Genomic DNA, 15,295 nt, shown 5'->3' with positions numbered 1-15,295 from the left:
CAGATGTCGCGTATGCCAGGTGGCTGTTGCCGTGTGAAGACTAGGACCGGCCCACCGGTCGTTGTTGATCGTCAGCGCACAGGGTGTGTTCCCTCGGCGCAGTGCGACCGGTGGGCCGGTGTGTTGTTCAGAGCCGCGGCCGGATCCAGGCGGCATCAGCGGTCGAGAGACGATGGGTGATCACGGCGGTGACCGCGAGCAGCCCCAGCGTCAGGCCCAGGGTGAGGGCGAGATGGCCATGCAGGACGAGCTGCGCTCCGACGAGGGCGCCGAGGAACATGGCGAGCACGGAGAGGATCCGGCGGCCGGGGCGTGGCGCCTCGCCGCCGGCCGGGGTGGAGTCCGCTGCCAGGCCCGTCAGGGTCAGGGTCAGGACCGTCGTGGTGAGGTCCGGAACGCCCAGGCGTCGGGCGACCGCGTTCTGTAGGCCCATGGCGAGTCCCAGGAAAACGATCAGGGTGTACTGGACGCCGGGGGTGACCCGGCCGTCCGATACGGCGGCGACCACCACGGTGACCGCGACCAGGATCGTCTGCACGGCCGTCGACGTGCGCAGCAGGTGCCCGTGGTGCAGGGCGAACCGCGTGCCGAGCCTGCCCCCTACGAGCGCACCGAGGAGGAACGAGCCCATCGCGACGACGGACGCGAGCGCGGACAGACTCTCGTCGCCCGCCAGGGCGAACCCGAGGAAGACCACGTTGCCTGTCATGTTGGCGACGAAGACGTGCCCGAGCGCCAGATAGCTCACGGCGTCGACCAGACCGGTGGCCACCGTCAGGATCAACATCAGGGGAGGCAGCGGACCATGACGTTCCTCTCCGCGCGGTACCAGGGTGCGGAACGCGTCACTCAGCAGCCTGCGCATACCGCGTCCCTTCCGTTGCGGCGGGCGGCCGGTGCAGCACCATGCGGGTGAGCAGTGCGCTGGCCGGCCCGATCACAATCGCGCTGAGGGCGACCCACACCGGCCAGGGGGTGACCCCCAGCGCGTGGTCCACGGACCACCGCCCGGCCCCGGTGAGGGCCAGTGCGGCGGAGACGACGACGAGGACGAGGGGGTATTCGTAGCCGTCGTTCTGGACCCACAGCCCTTGGGGCCGTTTCACGGTGCCCGCGACCGTCATCACGCCCATGGCGGCCATCGCCGCCAGGGGCGTGAGCAGGCCGAGCACCAGGAACAGGCCGGAACCGATCTGACTGGCTCCCGCGGCGAGGGCGGTCAGCCGACCGCCGCGGAAGCCGTCACGGCGGAACTCCTCGGTACCGCCCGCCAATCCGTTGCCTCCGAGCCGGAAGCTCACCTTCTGCACCCCGTGCCCCGCGATGAGCAACCCCACCACCAGCCGGAGGACCAACAGTCCAGCGTCCATCATGTTCCTGCCTGTTCCTGGCGTTCTTGTTCCGGCGCGGGGATCAGCCGGCGGCGTGCGCGCCGATGATGGCCTGCGCGTAGACCATCCCGAGGCCGTAGGTACCACCGTGCTCCTTGACCACGTCGCCCACGGCGGCGTACGTCTCGGTGCGGGCCCAGTCGCGCTGGAGCTCCAGGAGCACCTGCACCCAGGTCACCGGGACCGCCCCGGCCTGGACCATGCGCTGGATCGCGTGCTCGTGGGCCTGCGGGCTGACACCGCCGGACGCGTCGGTGACCACGTAGACCTCGTAGCCCTGGGCGATGGCCGAGAGCACGGGCAGGACGACACAGACCTCGGTCCACAGACCGGCGATGACGAGCTTCTTGCGGCCGGTGGCCTTGACGGCCTCGACGAAGTTCACGTCCTCCCAGGCGTTCATCGTGGTGCGGTCGATGATCTTCTGGTCGGGGAAGACGTCCGCCAGCTGCGGCATGATCGGGCCGGAGAACGATTCGGCGGCCACGGTGCTCAGGACGACCGGGACGTCGAACGCCTTGGCGGACTTCGCCAGGCCCACGGTGGAGTTGATGATGGCGGTGCGGTCACCGCTGCCGGTGCCGAAGAACATCTGCGGCTGGTGGTCGATGAACAGCACCGCGCAGTTGTCCGGAGTGAGCAGGTCGGGGCTGGGGGCGGCGGTGACCTCGGAGATGTTGACCATGAGTGTGCCTTTCTCGGTAACTGGTGGCGCGGACAGCTGTCCGCGCCGTGGGAAAAACCGTCCGGTTGGACGGAGCTGGTGGGTGTCCCGGAAGGGGCGGCTCAAGGGCCAGGCCCCTTCCGGGAGTTCAGAGGTCGAAGCAGGGATCGAAGGGCGTGCTCGTGGCCTCGGGGGTGAGACCGCGCGCGATGCGCCACTGGCGGTGCTGCTCCGACTCGGCGATGGCCTGGCCGAGCAACTCCGCCTGGCGGGCGCCTGGAAGGGCCGCCCGCCGGGATGCCTGGTAGCCGCCGAAGTGCGCCACCGGGCTCCAGCCCGGGCTGACGGGGGGAAGCTCCTCGTCGAGGCCCTCGTATTCGGCGGCGGCGTAGACGATACGGCCGCCGGTCACCGTCAGCAGCGACTCGATGTGTGCGATGTCCGGCTCGGGCACAGCGAAGTAGTCCTCGGACAGGACCGCCAGGTCCGCGTAACATCCCGGCCGCAGTACGCCCTTGACCTCGTCCTCGCCGGTCAGCGCGGCGCCGGCGCGGGTGAACATCGCCAGCGCCGTCTGCCGGTCGACGCGGTTCGACGGCGGGCGCAGCGCCAGATCGCCGACCGTGCGGCCGCTGACGAGCCAGTGCAGGGCGACCCACGGGTTGTAGGTGGAGACCCGGGTGGCGTCGGTGCCGGCGCCCACGGTCAGGCCGCGGTCCAGCATGGCCCGGATCGGCGGGGCGTCCGCCGCGGCGCCGGGGCCGTAGCGCCGCAGAAACGCCTCGCCCTGGAAGGACAGGCGGTTCTGCACGGACATCGCGCCGCCGAGCGCGGCGATACGATCGAGGCTGTCCGCCGAGACGGTCTCCGCGTGGTCGAACAGCCACCGGTTCCCGGCCGGGAAGAGCCCGTCCGCGGCGAGCTTCTCGAACACCGCGAGGTCACGGCGGATGGTCTCGTCGTATGTGGCGTGCAGCCGGAATCCCCACCCGTTCTCCATGAGCAGGCGCACCGCCTTCTCGAACTCCGCCTCATATTCTGGGGCGAGTTCCGGACGCGGCTGGGTGAAGTTCTCGAAGTCGGCGGCCGCCCAGGTGAGATTCTCACCCGCGCCGTTCAGTCGCAGCCATTCGTCCCCGTCCTCGGGGCGGGCCATTTCGATCCAGCGGGCGAGATCGTCGATCTCCTGGCCGGGAGTCTGTGGAAAGAGATGGTAGGCGATGCGCAACGACAACTGTCCGGCCTTGGCCAGTTCGACGACGGTGGCGTAGTTGTCGGGGAAGTTCTGGAAACCGCCTGCGGCATCGATCGCCGAGGTCAGTCCGAACCGGTTCAACTCGCGCAGGAAATGACGCGTGGAGGTCTTCCTGTCCTCGTCGCTCTCCAGGGTCGGCGCCTTGGCCAGGGTCGAGTAGAGGATGAGGGCGCTGGGAGCGGCCAGCAGCATGCCGGTCGGTTCCCCGTCCCGGCCCCGCACGATCTGGCCGCCCTTGGGGTCGGGTGTGTCCTTGGTGAAGCCGGCGGCCTTGAGTGCCGCCCGGTTCAGCACGGCCGACTGGTACAGGTGCAGGACGAACACCGGGGTGTCAGGGGCGGCGGCGTTCAGTTCGGCGACGGTCGGCAGCCGGCCTTCGGTGAACTGCTCGGCCGACCAGCCCCCGACCACCCGCACCCACTGGCCCTTCGGGGTTCGAGCGGCCTGCTCACGCAGCATCGCCAGGCCCTGGCGCAGGCTGCGCACGCCGTCCCAGCGCAGTTCCAGTACGTAGTTGAGGCCCCCGCGGATCACGTGCAGGTGGGCGTCGTTGAGGCCGGGGATCATCCGTCGCCCGAGCGCGTCGACCACCTTCGTGCCCGCGCCGATGTGGGGAGCCACGTCCTTGTCGTCACCGACGACCGTGATGACGCCGTCGCGGACGGCGAGCGCCTCCGCATGGGGACGGGCCGGGTCGCCGGTGTGGATCTTCGCGTTGCGGACGACGAGGTCCGCGGCATCGTCGATGGCATGCGGAACCAGCCCGCCGACGGGCATTGTTGACATCTCTGGAAACCCCCTCTGGGAGAACGGCTTCGATCCAAGTCATGGCCGCTACAGGCGGATTTGGCGATTCATACACGCTCGAATGCCTGTTTGCTCGAATTGAACCGGGTGAATTCCACCGACACTCGTCGTGCCCTGATAACGAGGGCAGGCCCTGTGTATGGGGGGCCGCGGTTGCTTCGACATCACGATAGGCACCTCAGACCCGCCCCCATGTCCCGCCAGTGCACAGGACTTTGCCTCACGGTGCACTGCCCGTCCATGCTCTGAATGCGATGGGAGAAGCCCGAAGGCGCCCGTGCGTTGTGAGAACAGGAGCAGTGCGCCCGTGGGCAATTACCGCGCGCCCGGCGGTTTAGCGCGGCGAACAGCGGCTCCGGGACGCCCTTCGCGGGATCCGAACCTTATTGCCGGAAGGGCAGGCGTCCTCACGAACATTTCAGGAGATTCACATGCCCGATGCCGTCGAGCGGCTTCAGCCGGTACTGGAACCCGCGGCAGCCGCTTTTCGCCGCGGCGACCGCCGATCCGCCGTACCTGTTCGACCTGTCCCCGGCAAAAGGGCGCAAGGCCGTCGACGAGGCGCAGTCCGGCGAGATCGCCAAGCCCGCGATCGACGAGGAGTGGATCACCGTCTCGGGCGGGCCGACGGGCAGCGTCCGTGCGCGGATCGTCAAGCCCGCCGGCGCCGAGGGCACCTCCCGGTGATCCTCTACATCCACGGCGGGCTGGGTGTTCGGCAACGCCCACACCCACGACCGTCTGGTGCGTGAACCCGCCGTCGGCGCGGGTGTCGCCGTGGTCTTCCCCGAGTACGACCTGTCGCCCGAGGCCCGCTACCCGGTCGCCATCGAGCAGAACTACGCGGTCGCCAAGTGGATCGTCGAGCAGGGCGCGACCAAGGACCTGGACGGCTCCCGGCTGGCCGTGGCCGGGGACTCGGTCGGCGGCAACATGAGCGCCGCGCTGACACTGACGGCCAAGCAGCGCGGCGATGTCCCCCTGGTCCAGCAGGTGCTGTTCTACCCGGTCACCGACGCGAGCTTCGACACCGGCTCGTATCACCAGTTCGCCACCGGTTACTTCCTGCGCTGCGACGGCATGCAGTGGTTCTGGGATCAGTACACGACCGACGAGGCCGAACGCGCCCAGATCACCGCCTCCCCGCCGCGGGCCACGACCGGGCAACTCGCCTGGTTGCCGCCGGCCCTGGTCATCACCGGCGAGGCCGACGTGCTGCGCGACGAGGGCGAGGCGTACGCCAACAAGCTGCGCGCGGCCGGTGTCCCGGTCACCGCGGTGCGCTTCCAGGGCATCATCCACGACTTCGTGATGCTCAACGTCCTGCGCGAGACCCACGCCGCCGAGGCCGCCATCACGCTCGCAGCCGGCACCCTGCGTACCGCCCTGCACACCGCCTGACAGCGAGAGGAGACACCGCCATGACCACCTCCACCCCCACGGTCGTCCTCGTCCACGGCGCGTTTGCCGACTCGGCCGGCTGGATCGGGGTCATCGCGGAACTGCACAGTCACGGCATCCCGGTGATCGCGCCGCCCAACCCGCTGCGCGGACTGGCCGCCGACGCGACGTACATCGCGTCCGTGGCGTCTCAGATCGACGGCCCCGTCATCCTGGTCGGACATTCCTACGGCGGGGCGCTGATCACCGTGGCCGGCACCACCGAGAACGTCGTCGGGCTGGTCTACGTGGCGGCCGTTCTCGAGGAGGGCGAGAGCCTCGGCGAGTTGCAGGGCCGCTTCCCCACCGCCCCGCTGGTGAGCAGCCTGAAGCAGTGGACGTACCCCGTCGAAGGCGGCGCCCCCGCTGTCGAGGTCACCATCGACGCCGACGCCTTCCCGTCGGTCTTCGCCGCCGACGTGCCCGCCGACCTCACCAAGGTCCTGGCGTGGCCCAACGGCCGCTGGCCGCCGCGGCCTTCGAGGAGACGGCCGCCGCGGCCGCGTGGAAGACCAAGCCGTCCTGGGCTCCTGGTGGCCGGAGCGGACGAAGCGATCAACCCCGAGGTCCAGCGGTACGGTGCCAGGCGCGCCGGTGCAACCGTCGTCGAGATCAAGGGGGCGTCGCACGCGATCGCCGTCTCCCAGCCGACGGAGGTCGCCGACGTGATCCGCGACGCGGTACGGGCGACGAGCTGACCAGGGGGCACACCAGCTGCGCGGACGAACTCGTTTCGTCCGCGCAGCCGTGTTTCCGCCTCACTACCGCACTCGCTCGGTCCGGTCGGTCACCGTGACCACGACGAGCAGGGCCGCCACCAGCAGACCGGCGACTACGGCCGGCGCCAGGGAGTGACCGGCCACCAGCACAGCGACCGCGACAGCGGGAAACGCAAGCTGTTCGACCCCGCTCCGCTGGTGCGGCCGGACGTGTATGGCCCACACGGTGATCAGGAAGATCGCCACCGGCATGGTGATCACGACACCTGCTGCCGGCGACAGGACATCGGTGCGCCGCGTGATCAGCTTGGCGTACGCCGCCAGGCCCGCCCCCTCGGCGGCTGCCGAAGCGAAGATCAGGTAGTGGCCGTACGCCCAGGTGAATCTCTTGCGATGGGCCTGGTGTGTCGTGGCGAGCACCGTGTGCGCCGGTCTGGCGAAGTACAGCCACCACATGGCGAAGACCATGAGCAGGCCACCCGTTGCCAGCAGGTACAGCGCACCGGCGTTGTGGTGCCGGTCGAAGGCGCTGCGGACCGCCGCGGCGGCTGCGACGGACTCACCGAGCACGATGAGGGTGAACAGTTCGTAGCGTTCCGCGATGTGGTGCGGATGCCACGGGGTCATCCCGGCTGACTGCGCCCACACCGGGACGGAAAGCTCGGCAACGATCAATCCGATGATGGCCGGCAGTTGTGCCGGGGCCGGGAGGAAGAGCATTGCGCCCCAGCCGGTCTGGCAGCCCGTCACTCCGGCGGCGGAGCGGAGCGCCGTCCGCCGCCGACCGGCGTCCGATCGCGCGGCACGCAACCACAGGACGGCCAGGGCCGTACGCAGTACGGCGTAACCCAGCGTGATGACGCGCAGATCACCTTCCTCGAACCCCCGTTTGGGCGAAGACCTGGGCGAGTTCCACGCCGATGGCGCCCCCGCCGAGCACGATCATCGAGGCCGGCAGCTCCCTGGCCGCCATGGCGTCCCGGTTGGTCCAGTACGGCGGCGTCGAGGCCAGGCCCGGGGCCGGGGGAATCCGGGGCTGGGTGCCACTCGCCAGGACCACACCCTGCCGGGCTTGGAACGTGCGCCCGCCGACCGTTACCTGCCGCGGCCCGGTGAGCCGTCCCGTTCCGCGTACGAGCCGGCCGCCCTTCGCCGCGAGGCGGTCGGCCGCCACCTGGTCGTTCCACTCGTCGGTGGCCTCGCCGCGGATTCTTCCGGCAACCCGGCTCCCGTCGGGAGGCACCTCCACATGACCAGCGAGGAAGGGTACGCCGCCTGCCTCGGCGAGCAGGATTCCGGCCCGGATCATCAACTTGCTGGGCACGCATCCCCAGTACGGGCACTCGCCCCCGACGAGCTCCGCCTCGATCCCCACCACATCCAGTCCGGCCTCTGCCAGCGTGCCCGCGACGTACTCGCCCCCGGGCCCCAGCCCCAGGACGACCACATCTGCCTGCTCGCTCACCCTCATGCCTCTCTTTGCTGGTCGTCGGCTCGCGCCGTGCGCCCGAGGCTAGAGGGGGCGAGGCACCGGGCCGTGCCCGCCAGCGCTCGGTGACTTGCCCGAGAGCGAACACCAGGCACGGGCCCCTCGCCGAGTGCGCTGGCGAGCACCACCGTGTGCGCTCCTGGGCAACGAGTCCGCCGTGCGGGTACTTAGCGTCACTCGTGCAAACAGAGCCCAGACCGCAGGAGGCGGATCATGACCATCACTTCCCAGCACTTGAGCAGCCAGCCGCGGCTGCATCAGAAGGGCGAGATCATCCAGGAGTTCGGGACCGTCAAGCAGTTCCCGCTCGGCCTGTCCTACGAAGCCCGTATGTACTCCTGTCAGCGGCTCAACAAAGTCCTGGCCGACACGCAGATCCTCTACGGCCTCTACAAGAAGCACCACTGGCTGATGCGCGGGGCGACCTTCTACCAGCTGCACCTGGTGCTGGACAAGCACGCGGGGGAACAACTCGCACTCGTCGACACCCTCGCCGAACGGGTCCAGACCCTGGGCGGTGTCGCGGTGGGGGACCCCCGGCACGTCGCCGAGATCACCTCGATCCCGCGTCCTCCGGACGGTGTGGAAGAGGTGCCGGCCATGCTGTCTCGGTTGTTGGAGGCACACGAGACCATCCTGATCGAGGCCCACGACGCGGCAGCCCGCATCGGGGAGTTGGGCGACGACGGCACCAACGACCTGCTGGTCTCACAGGTGATCCGGACCGGCGAACTCCAGGCGTGGTTCCTGGCCGAGCACCTGGTGGACACCCCTCTGGTCCGCGCCTGATCGGCCATGAACCGCCGATGCAGGCGGCTGCGGCTCGGCGGGAGCAACACCGGGTCGTGCCGTTGCACGGCGTGGATCCGCGGTTGATGGAGCCCGTCGTCCCGGTGACAGAGCCCCTCGGCTTCACACCGACGCCCCAACGGCCGCACGCGTCACTCCGTTGTGCCGGCATGCTGCGGGCTCTTGAGCGGAACCAGGCGCAGGCCGCTCTTCGACCGCGCCACGCAGCGGGTTGCGGTGGCGCAGAGCGAAGCACGTCTCACGAGGCGGGCGTGTAGTGCAGGTGGCGTGCACTGACGATCAGCAATTTCGACGTCATACGGAGCGAGCTCGACCACGTGCTGGAACGGCGTGCCCTCGGTGGGGCAGACACTGGCGATGCCCCGAGCGTCGCATGCCGACTGTCGCGATGATCAGCCCCGCTCCCTTGCAAACACGACTTACAGGAGAGTTCACCATGAGGAGTAGTCCCGAATCACCCGGGGAGCGGACCGAGCCGACAGGTAGGCATTTCGAACCGGACCTACGGCCGATGACCCGCATCAACCTCCGCCCCATCGCCTCCCCGATGCCGGTCGGTTTCTTCGCGGTGGCGATCGCCTCCGTCATCGTCGGAAGCCTGCAACTGGGCTTCCTGGGCGACGATGCGCATCAGGCGGTCGCCCTGACGATCCTTCCGGCTTTCATCCTGCAACTGATCGTCAGCATCCTGGCGTTCGGGGCGAGGGATGTGCTCGCGGCGACGCTCATGGCGTGCTTCTCCGGAACCTGGCTGGCGAGTTCCCTGGTGCTGGCCCTCGATCCGCCGGCGGGCGCCGAGGCGCTTGGCGTGCTCAATCTTGTGTTCGCCGTCTTCGCCCTGATGATGGCGACCGTCGCGAGCCGCAAGCGTGTGATGTGGTTCGTGCTGTGTGTGGCCGTGCCACGCTTCGCGGTGGCCTCCCTCTTCAACTTCACAGGTGCCGCCTGGCTCGGCTACGTGTCCGGGGCCTTCGGACTGCTCCTAGCGGGCGTGGCCATGTATGCCGCGTTCGCGCTCATGCTGGAGGACATGAGGGGCGAGGAGGTTCTGCCCGTAGGACGTCGGGGCCCGGCGCACGACGCCGTGGAAGGGGATCTGGCGGTGCAGCTGCGCAACCTCGAACGGCAGGCGGGCGTACGACGGACACTGTGAGCCGTTGAGTGGATCGAGCGGGCGGGCGGGGAGGGCGGTCACAGCGAGATAGGTCAGTCGCAGCAGCACGACAGATCATCCTGCCGGGGCACTCACCGGGCGCCCAGAGCACCCGCCCAAGCGCCCGCGCTCGACACCACCCGTACACCAGCTTCCACCAGGACGGATGAGTTTTCGGCAGGCGCAGGGTCGTGGCCTGGGCCGGACATGAACCTCAGCTGACCCGCTCTACGCTTTGTGCGGAAGGGCCCGCACAGCAAGCCGTGCCGGCCCTTCCGTGCCATCCCTTGCTTTGCGGACGCACACGTCCTAGTGGGACGTATCCCGCCTCCCCGGTGGGAGACAAGTGGGAGATGATCATGGCTTGGTGCTGCAATCAGGCGCTAGGAAATGCTAGATGGTGCTACGTGTGTGGCCTGGGGTCAGCCCGCGGACTCCGCCGCGTGCGGGCTCAGGACACCTGTTGCCACCAGCGCGATGATGACGATGCCGAGCGCGATGCGGTACCAGACGAACGGCATGAAGCTCTTGGTCGAGATGAACTTCATGAACCATGCGATGACCGCGTAACCGGTCGCGAAGGCGATCACCGTCGCGAAGATCGTCGGGCCCCAGGAGACGTGGTCGTTCTCCATCGCGTCCTTGAGTTCGAAGAGGCCGGAGGCGAGGACGGCCGGGATCGCGAGGAGGAAGGAGTAGCGGGCCGCGGACTCGCGTGTGTAGCCCATGAAGAGGCCGCCGCTGATGGTGGCGCCGGAGCGGGAGACTCCGGGGATGAGCGCCGCGGACTGGCACAGGCCGAAGATCAGGCCGTCCTTCACGTTCAGGGACTCGAGCCCCTTGCGCTGCTTGGCGGCGCGGTGCCGGCCGCCCGACTCGTCGCGTGCGGCCAGCCGGTCGGCGACGCCGATGATGATGCCGACGACGATCAGCATGGTCGCCGTGATGCGCAGATCGCGGAACGGGCCCTCGATCTGGTCCTTGAGCGTCAGGCCGAGCACACCGATCGGGATCGAGCCGACGATCACCAGCCAGCCCATCTGGGCGTCGTGGTCGCGCCGCATCTCCTTGTCCGTCAGCGACTTCAGCCACGCCACGATGATGCGCCCGATGTCCTTGCGGAAGTAGATCAGTACCGCGGCCTCCGTGCCGATCTGGGTGATCGCCGTGAAGGCCGCGCCCGGGTCCTCCCAGCCCGAGAACGCCGCGGTCAGCCGCAGATGCGCGCTGGAGGACACGGGGAGGAACTCGGTCAGCCCCTGGACGAGTCCGAGGATGAGGGATTCAAACCAAGACATGAAGTTACGGAGTCCAAGTGCTGATGGTGACAAGGGGACAAGGGATGGCGGAGGACACCGCGTCGGCGGCGCAGTGATCGCGAGTGTCGAGGGGCAGCGTAGCGCCCTCCGATGACGGCTCCGGCACAGGGGGCTCGGCAGTCGATCGCCGGCCCCGGCCGAACCGGTGTTGACCTGCGGTGGGGCCGCCGCTTACGTTGCTCCAGGTCGAAAGCGCTTGCTATCGCGTCCCTCAGTAACTCGTCGTTGGCGCTCCGGAGGAGTCTCACGTCCATGGCTGCATCCGAGACCGCCCCGCTCACGGGCCGCCGCATCAGGGTCGCCGTGATCGGTACCGGCGCCATCGCACGCGACTCCCACCTGCCCGCGCTCGCCAGGCTCGCCGCGGAGGGCGAGACCGAACTCGTCGCCGCCGTCGACATCGACGCGGCGTCGGCCGGGTCCTTCTGCGCGGAGGCGGGCCCGGCCGCGGCCGGAGCTGGGGCACCCCGCCCCTACACCGATCCGGACCGGATGCTCCAGGAGGAGCGGCCCGACCTGGTCGTCATCTGCACGCCGCCGACGCTGCACCGCGACCAGACCGTCGCCGCGCTGCGGGCCGGCGCCTGGGTGTGGTGCGAGAAGCCGCCGGTGCCGAGCCTCGCGGACTTCGACGCCGTGGAGGCGGAGGAGGGCAAGGACGGCGGTCCGTACGCCTCGATCGTCTTCCAGCACCGCTTCGGCTCGGGCACCCGACACGTACGGCGCCTGCTCGCCGAGCGGGCCATGGGCCGTCCGCTCGTCGCGCACTGCCAGACCACCTGGTACCGGGACACCGCCTACTACGCCGTGCCCTGGCGCGGCCGCTGGGGTACCGAGGGCGGCGGCCCCGCGATGGGGCACGGCATCCACCAGATGGATCTGCTGCTCGACCTGCTCGGACCCTGGAGCGAGGTGCGCGCCATGGCCGGCCGGCTGGTGCACGACGTCGAGACGGAGGACGTGTCGACGGCCCTCGTCCGCTTTGCGAACGGTGCGATGGCGACCGTCGTGAACAGCGTGCTGAGCCCCGACGAGGTCAGCCGCATCCGTATCGACTGTGAGCGCGCGACCGTGGAACTGACCCATCTGTACGGCCACCGCAACGACGACTGGCGTGTCACGCCCGCCCGGGACGTGCCGGACGCCGAGGCCGCGGCCTGGCAGGACTTCGGCGCTGACCTGCCCAGTTCGCATCTGGAGCAGCTGCGGGAGCTGGTCGCGAGCATGCGCGCGGGGGAGCGGCCGCGCAGCAGCGGCGCGGACGGGCGCACGAGCCTGGAGCTGATCGCCGCGCTGTACAAGTCGGCGTTCACGGACACGACGGTTCGCGCGGGGGGTATCGGCCCCGGCGATCCCTTCTACTTGGCGATGCACGGGGGCGTGCCCGGCTGGGCGCCCGTCATGGCCGAGCGGGCGGTGCCGGGCGAGGAAGCCGTCGTATGACCGGGCTGCGCATCGTCCACGCGTACGGCGACCGCGTCACGGTGACCGACTCGGCCACCGGCGTCGAACTGCTGGCCTACGTCTACCGGCCGGAGGCCGCCTGGGAGGCCCCGAAGCCGTATGTCCACCCGCTGCGGACCCTCGGCGGTGACGTCGTCACCGACTACCGGCCCCACGACCATCGGTGGCACAAGGGCCTGTCGCTCACGGCCTCGCACCTGTCCGGGGCCAACCTGTGGGGCGGCAACAGCTACGTCCACGGGCAGGGGTATCTGGAGCTCCCCGAGCGCGTCGGGTCGATGCGGCACGTCGCGTTCGACGAGGTCGGCTCGGACGGTGACCGTGTCGTCATCGCCGAGCGGCTGACCTGGCATCCCCACGACGGTGAGCTGTGGGCCGACGAGCGGCGCCGGGTGGAGGTGCACGACGTCGAGCCGGAGTCCGGCTCATGGGCGCTGACCTGGACGAGCGCCGTGACGAACCGGCGCGCGGTGCCCCTGCGGTTCGGCAGCCCCACCACCGCCGGGCGCGGCATGGCCGGTTACACGGGCCTGTTCTGGCGCGGCCCGCGTGCCTTCCAGGGCGGCCGGATCATCGCGCCGGACGCCGAGGGCCCCGGCCTGATGGGCGGACAGGCGCCCTGGCTGGCCTACTGCGGGGAGCACGACGGCACCGACGGCCACGCGACCCTCGTCTTCGCGCATGCCCCCGAGAACGACCACGCCGGTGACCGGGGTACCCACCCCGCCCACTGGTTCGTACGCAACGAGCCCTTCGCGGGTGTCGCTCCGTCCTGGGCCTTCCACGACGAGCTGGAACTGGCGCCCGGCGACACCCTCACCCGCAGCTACCGGGTCGTCGTGGCCGACGGGGCGTGGGAGAGGGAAGAGATCGTCAAGTACCTGGACTCGCATCCCTGGCGCTGATCGCGGCCGTACGGCCGGACTGCGGATTTCACGCGGCCGACGGCCCGGCCACCGTCCATCCGGGCGCCTGCGGGTGGGCCGACAGGTCCTCGTGGCGCACCGGGTCGCCGCATGCCCGGCAGGTGACGACCGGGACGAGTTCGTTGCCGCAGATGTGCTCGATCACCATGGGGCGGTCGTCGTCCTTGCGGAGATGACGGTCGCCCCACTCCATGAGGGTCATCAGGACCGGCTCCAGCTCCAGCCCCGCCTGCGTCGGCCGGTACTCGAACCGCTGCGGGCGCTCGCAGTAGGCGCGCTTGGTGAGGATGCCGGCGTCGACCAGGCGGCGCAGCCGGGTGGCCAGGATGTCGCGCGGGGCGCCGATGTTGCGCACGAGCTGGTCGAAGCGGCCGTTGCCCAGGCACACCTCGCGCAGGACGAGCAGGGAGTACTTCTCGCCGACGAGCGCCAGGGCGTCGGCGATGGAACAGGGACGCGGGTCTTTGGTGGCGGCCATGCCGCTCAGTCTAAGCGGCGGGTTCGACTTTCCAACCTGATGGGTTTGATTTTCCAACCCTCAGGGTTATGGTGAGTTCGGATTTCCTACTCACCGGTAATCGGGAGGCCCGCATCATGCGTGACGCAGTCATCGTCGAAGCCGTACGCACGCCCATGGGAAAGGGCAAGCCGAACGGCTCTCTGGCGCACGTGCACCCCGTCGAGCTCCTCGCGCACACCCTGCGCACCCTCGTCGAACGCTCCGGCGTCGACCCGGCCCTGATCGACGACGTCATCGGCGGCACCGTCGACCAGGTCGGCGAGCAGGCCATGAACACCACCCGCTACGCCGCCCTGTCCGCGGGCTTCCCGGAGACGGTCCCGGCGACCACGGTGGACCGCCAGTGCGGTTCCTCCCAGCAGGCCGTGCACTTCGCCGCCCAGGGCGTGATCTCGGGCGCGTACGACCTGGTCGTCGCCTGTGGGGTCGAGTCGATGAGCCGGGTGCCGATGTGGTCGAACGTGCCGCCCGGCAAGGACCCCTTCGGCCCCGGCGTCGCCGAGCGCTACCCGGAGGGGCTCGTCCCGCAGGGCATCAGCGCCGAGCTCATCGCCGCCAAGTGGTCGATCACGCGGGAGCAGATGGACGCGTTCGCCGTCTCCTCGCACCGGAAGGCGGCCGCGGCCTGGGAGAAGGGCCTGTTCGGCGCCGAGGTCGCGCCGCTGGAGGGCGTCTCCCGCGACGAGTGCGTACGGCCGGGCAGCACCCCGGAGATCCTCGCCGGCCTCAAGCCCGCCTACCACGACCCGGCCTTCGCCGAACGCTTCCCGCAGATCGAGTGGAACGTCACCGCGGGCAACGCCAGCCCCGTCAACGACGGCGCCTCCGCCGTCCTCGTCACGTCCAGTGAGACCGCCGCCCGCCTCGGCCTGCGCCCCCTCGCCCGCCTGCACAGCTTCGCCGTCACCGGCTCCGACCCGATCCTCATGCTCACGGGTGTGATCCCGGCGACGGAGAAGGTGCTGCGCCGAGCGGGCCTGTCCCTCGGCGACATCGACCTCTTCGAGGTCAACGAGGCCTTCTCCAGCGTGGTCCTGGCCTGGCAGCAGGAGACCGGCGCCGACCTCGCCAAGGTCAATGTGCACGGCGGCGCGATAGCGATCGGTCACCCGCTCGGCGCCAGCGGCACCCGTCTGACGACGACCCTGGTGCACGCGATGCGCGAGCGCGGCGCCCGCTACGGGCTACAGACGATGTGCGAGGCGGGCGGCCTCGCCAACGCGATGATCCTGGAGACGGTCTAGGTGTGCTGTCCGGAGAGGTTAGTGACGCGGCTGGCTGGGGTTTGGCCGCTGATGCCGGTGTGGGGTCGGTGGTAGTTGTACCAGTCCAGCCAGT

14 protein-coding genes and 1 pseudogene are annotated in these 15,295 nt (G+C 69.7%); 7 read left to right on the top strand and 8 right to left on the bottom strand.

Annotated features, from left to right (window positions below; genetic code table 11):
• Positions 1-127 precede the first annotated feature (127 nt).
• From KUM44_RS20220 to KUM44_RS20205, 4 genes are all read right to left on the bottom strand, one after another.
• The gene (locus tag KUM44_RS20220; protein ID WP_217209583.1) at positions 128-865 is read right to left on the bottom strand and encodes a YoaK family protein; all 738 of its coding nucleotides are present in this window, start codon (positions 863-865) and stop codon (positions 128-130) included.
• Entirely contained in the window at positions 846-1,370 is a 525-nt protein-coding gene (locus KUM44_RS20215; RefSeq protein ID WP_217209686.1) for a DoxX family protein, read from the bottom strand. The genes KUM44_RS20220 and KUM44_RS20215 overlap by 20 nt, the downstream gene beginning before the upstream one ends.
• A 43-nt stretch (positions 1,371-1,413) precedes the next feature.
• The gene (locus tag KUM44_RS20210) at positions 1,414-2,076 is read right to left on the bottom strand and encodes a hydrolase (RefSeq protein ID WP_217209581.1); all 663 of its coding nucleotides are present in this window, start codon (positions 2,074-2,076) and stop codon (positions 1,414-1,416) included.
• A 127-nt stretch (positions 2,077-2,203) separates the two neighbouring features.
• Positions 2,204-4,096: an amidohydrolase gene (locus KUM44_RS20205; protein ID WP_217209579.1), complete on the bottom strand. Its 1,893-nt coding sequence runs from the start codon at positions 4,094-4,096 to the stop codon at positions 2,204-2,206.
• Positions 4,097-4,548: 452 nt separating this feature from the next.
• Here KUM44_RS20205 and KUM44_RS20200 point away from each other — a divergent pair.
• Both KUM44_RS20200 and KUM44_RS20195 read left to right on the top strand, forming a co-directional pair.
• Positions 4,549-5,518 (top strand): annotated as a pseudogene (locus tag KUM44_RS20200) (alpha/beta hydrolase).
• A 20-nt stretch (positions 5,519-5,538) separates the two neighbouring features.
• Positions 5,539-6,255 (top strand): alpha/beta fold hydrolase, encoded by a 717-nt coding sequence (locus KUM44_RS20195; protein WP_217209577.1) that lies wholly within the window; start codon positions 5,539-5,541, stop codon positions 6,253-6,255.
• A 63-nt stretch (positions 6,256-6,318) separates the two neighbouring features.
• Here the strand turns inward: KUM44_RS20195 and KUM44_RS20190 are convergent, their stop codons facing one another.
• Together KUM44_RS20190 and KUM44_RS20185 are read right to left on the bottom strand one after the other, a co-directional pair.
• Positions 6,319-7,101 carry a low temperature requirement protein A gene (locus KUM44_RS20190; protein WP_254389808.1) on the bottom strand — a complete coding sequence of 261 codons (783 nt, stop codon included), beginning with the start codon at positions 7,099-7,101 and terminating at the stop codon, positions 6,319-6,321.
• A gap of 43 nt (positions 7,102-7,144) precedes the next feature.
• The gene (locus KUM44_RS20185) at positions 7,145-7,741 is read right to left on the bottom strand and encodes an FAD-dependent oxidoreductase (protein WP_217209575.1); all 597 of its coding nucleotides are present in this window, start codon (positions 7,739-7,741) and stop codon (positions 7,145-7,147) included.
• Between the two features lie 237 nt (positions 7,742-7,978).
• Here KUM44_RS20185 and KUM44_RS20180 point away from each other — a divergent pair, with 237 nt between their 5' ends.
• The gene (locus KUM44_RS20180; protein ID WP_217209573.1) at positions 7,979-8,554 is read left to right on the top strand and encodes a Dps family protein; all 576 of its coding nucleotides are present in this window, start codon (positions 7,979-7,981) and stop codon (positions 8,552-8,554) included.
• A 409-nt stretch (positions 8,555-8,963) separates the two neighbouring features.
• Positions 8,964-9,728: an acetate uptake transporter family protein gene (locus tag KUM44_RS20175; RefSeq protein WP_374202058.1), complete on the top strand. Its 765-nt coding sequence runs from the start codon at positions 8,964-8,966 to the stop codon at positions 9,726-9,728.
• Between the two features lie 422 nt (positions 9,729-10,150).
• Here the strand turns inward: KUM44_RS20175 and KUM44_RS20170 are convergent, their stop codons facing one another.
• Positions 10,151-11,026 carry an undecaprenyl-diphosphate phosphatase gene (locus tag KUM44_RS20170; RefSeq protein ID WP_217209571.1) on the bottom strand — a complete coding sequence of 292 codons (876 nt, stop codon included), beginning with the start codon at positions 11,024-11,026 and terminating at the stop codon, positions 10,151-10,153.
• A 273-nt stretch (positions 11,027-11,299) separates the two neighbouring features.
• On the opposite strand from KUM44_RS20170, the gene KUM44_RS20165 reads away from it, so the two are divergent.
• Both KUM44_RS20165 and KUM44_RS20160 read left to right on the top strand, forming a co-directional pair.
• Positions 11,300-12,490, top strand: a complete 1,191-nt coding sequence (locus KUM44_RS20165; protein WP_217209570.1) for a Gfo/Idh/MocA family protein — start codon at positions 11,300-11,302, stop codon at positions 12,488-12,490.
• On the top strand, positions 12,487-13,416 hold the full coding sequence (locus KUM44_RS20160) for a PmoA family protein (RefSeq protein WP_217209569.1): 930 nt from the start codon (positions 12,487-12,489) through the stop codon (positions 13,414-13,416). Before KUM44_RS20165 ends, KUM44_RS20160 begins: the two co-directional genes overlap by 4 nt.
• Before the next feature lie 28 nt (positions 13,417-13,444).
• Here KUM44_RS20160 and KUM44_RS20155 read toward each other — a convergent pair whose 3' ends face one another.
• A complete protein-coding gene (locus tag KUM44_RS20155; RefSeq protein ID WP_217209568.1) occupies positions 13,445-13,915 on the bottom strand; it encodes a helix-turn-helix domain-containing protein in 471 nt (156 codons plus the stop codon).
• Positions 13,916-14,031: 116 nt separating this feature from the next.
• Between KUM44_RS20155 and KUM44_RS20150 the strand changes: the two genes are divergently transcribed.
• Positions 14,032-15,201: a thiolase family protein gene (locus KUM44_RS20150; protein WP_217209567.1), complete on the top strand. Its 1,170-nt coding sequence runs from the start codon at positions 14,032-14,034 to the stop codon at positions 15,199-15,201.
• Positions 15,202-15,295 lie beyond the last annotated feature (94 nt).

Source organism: Streptomyces sp. AC550_RSS872 (assembly GCF_019049285.1).
In the GTDB taxonomy this organism is placed as follows: Bacteria; Actinomycetota; Actinomycetes; order Streptomycetales; family Streptomycetaceae; genus Streptomyces.
Note: the sequence above shows the minus strand (reverse complement) of the source record. Positions and strands in the feature narration are given on the sequence as shown.

Coding starts and splice junctions, on each gene's coding strand:
- KUM44_RS20175 (WP_374202058.1), top strand. CDS start 8,964: ATGATCAGCCCCGCTCCCTTGCAAACACGACTTACAGGAGAGTTCACC.
- KUM44_RS20220 (WP_217209583.1), bottom strand. CDS start 865: ATGCGCAGGCTGCTGAGTGACGCGTTCCGCACCCTGGTACCGCGCGGA.
- KUM44_RS20195 (WP_217209577.1), top strand. CDS start 5,539: ATGACCACCTCCACCCCCACGGTCGTCCTCGTCCACGGCGCGTTTGCC.
- KUM44_RS20150 (WP_217209567.1), top strand. CDS start 14,032: ATGCGTGACGCAGTCATCGTCGAAGCCGTACGCACGCCCATGGGAAAG.
- KUM44_RS20215 (WP_217209686.1), bottom strand. CDS start 1,370: ATGGACGCTGGACTGTTGGTCCTCCGGCTGGTGGTGGGGTTGCTCATC.
- KUM44_RS20210 (WP_217209581.1), bottom strand. CDS start 2,076: ATGGTCAACATCTCCGAGGTCACCGCCGCCCCCAGCCCCGACCTGCTC.
- KUM44_RS20205 (WP_217209579.1), bottom strand. CDS start 4,096: ATGTCAACAATGCCCGTCGGCGGGCTGGTTCCGCATGCCATCGACGAT.
- KUM44_RS20170 (WP_217209571.1), bottom strand. CDS start 11,026: ATGTCTTGGTTTGAATCCCTCATCCTCGGACTCGTCCAGGGGCTGACC.
- KUM44_RS20165 (WP_217209570.1), top strand. CDS start 11,300: ATGGCTGCATCCGAGACCGCCCCGCTCACGGGCCGCCGCATCAGGGTC.
- KUM44_RS20155 (WP_217209568.1), bottom strand. CDS start 13,915: ATGGCCGCCACCAAAGACCCGCGTCCCTGTTCCATCGCCGACGCCCTG.
- KUM44_RS20180 (WP_217209573.1), top strand. CDS start 7,979: ATGACCATCACTTCCCAGCACTTGAGCAGCCAGCCGCGGCTGCATCAG.
- KUM44_RS20160 (WP_217209569.1), top strand. CDS start 12,487: ATGACCGGGCTGCGCATCGTCCACGCGTACGGCGACCGCGTCACGGTG.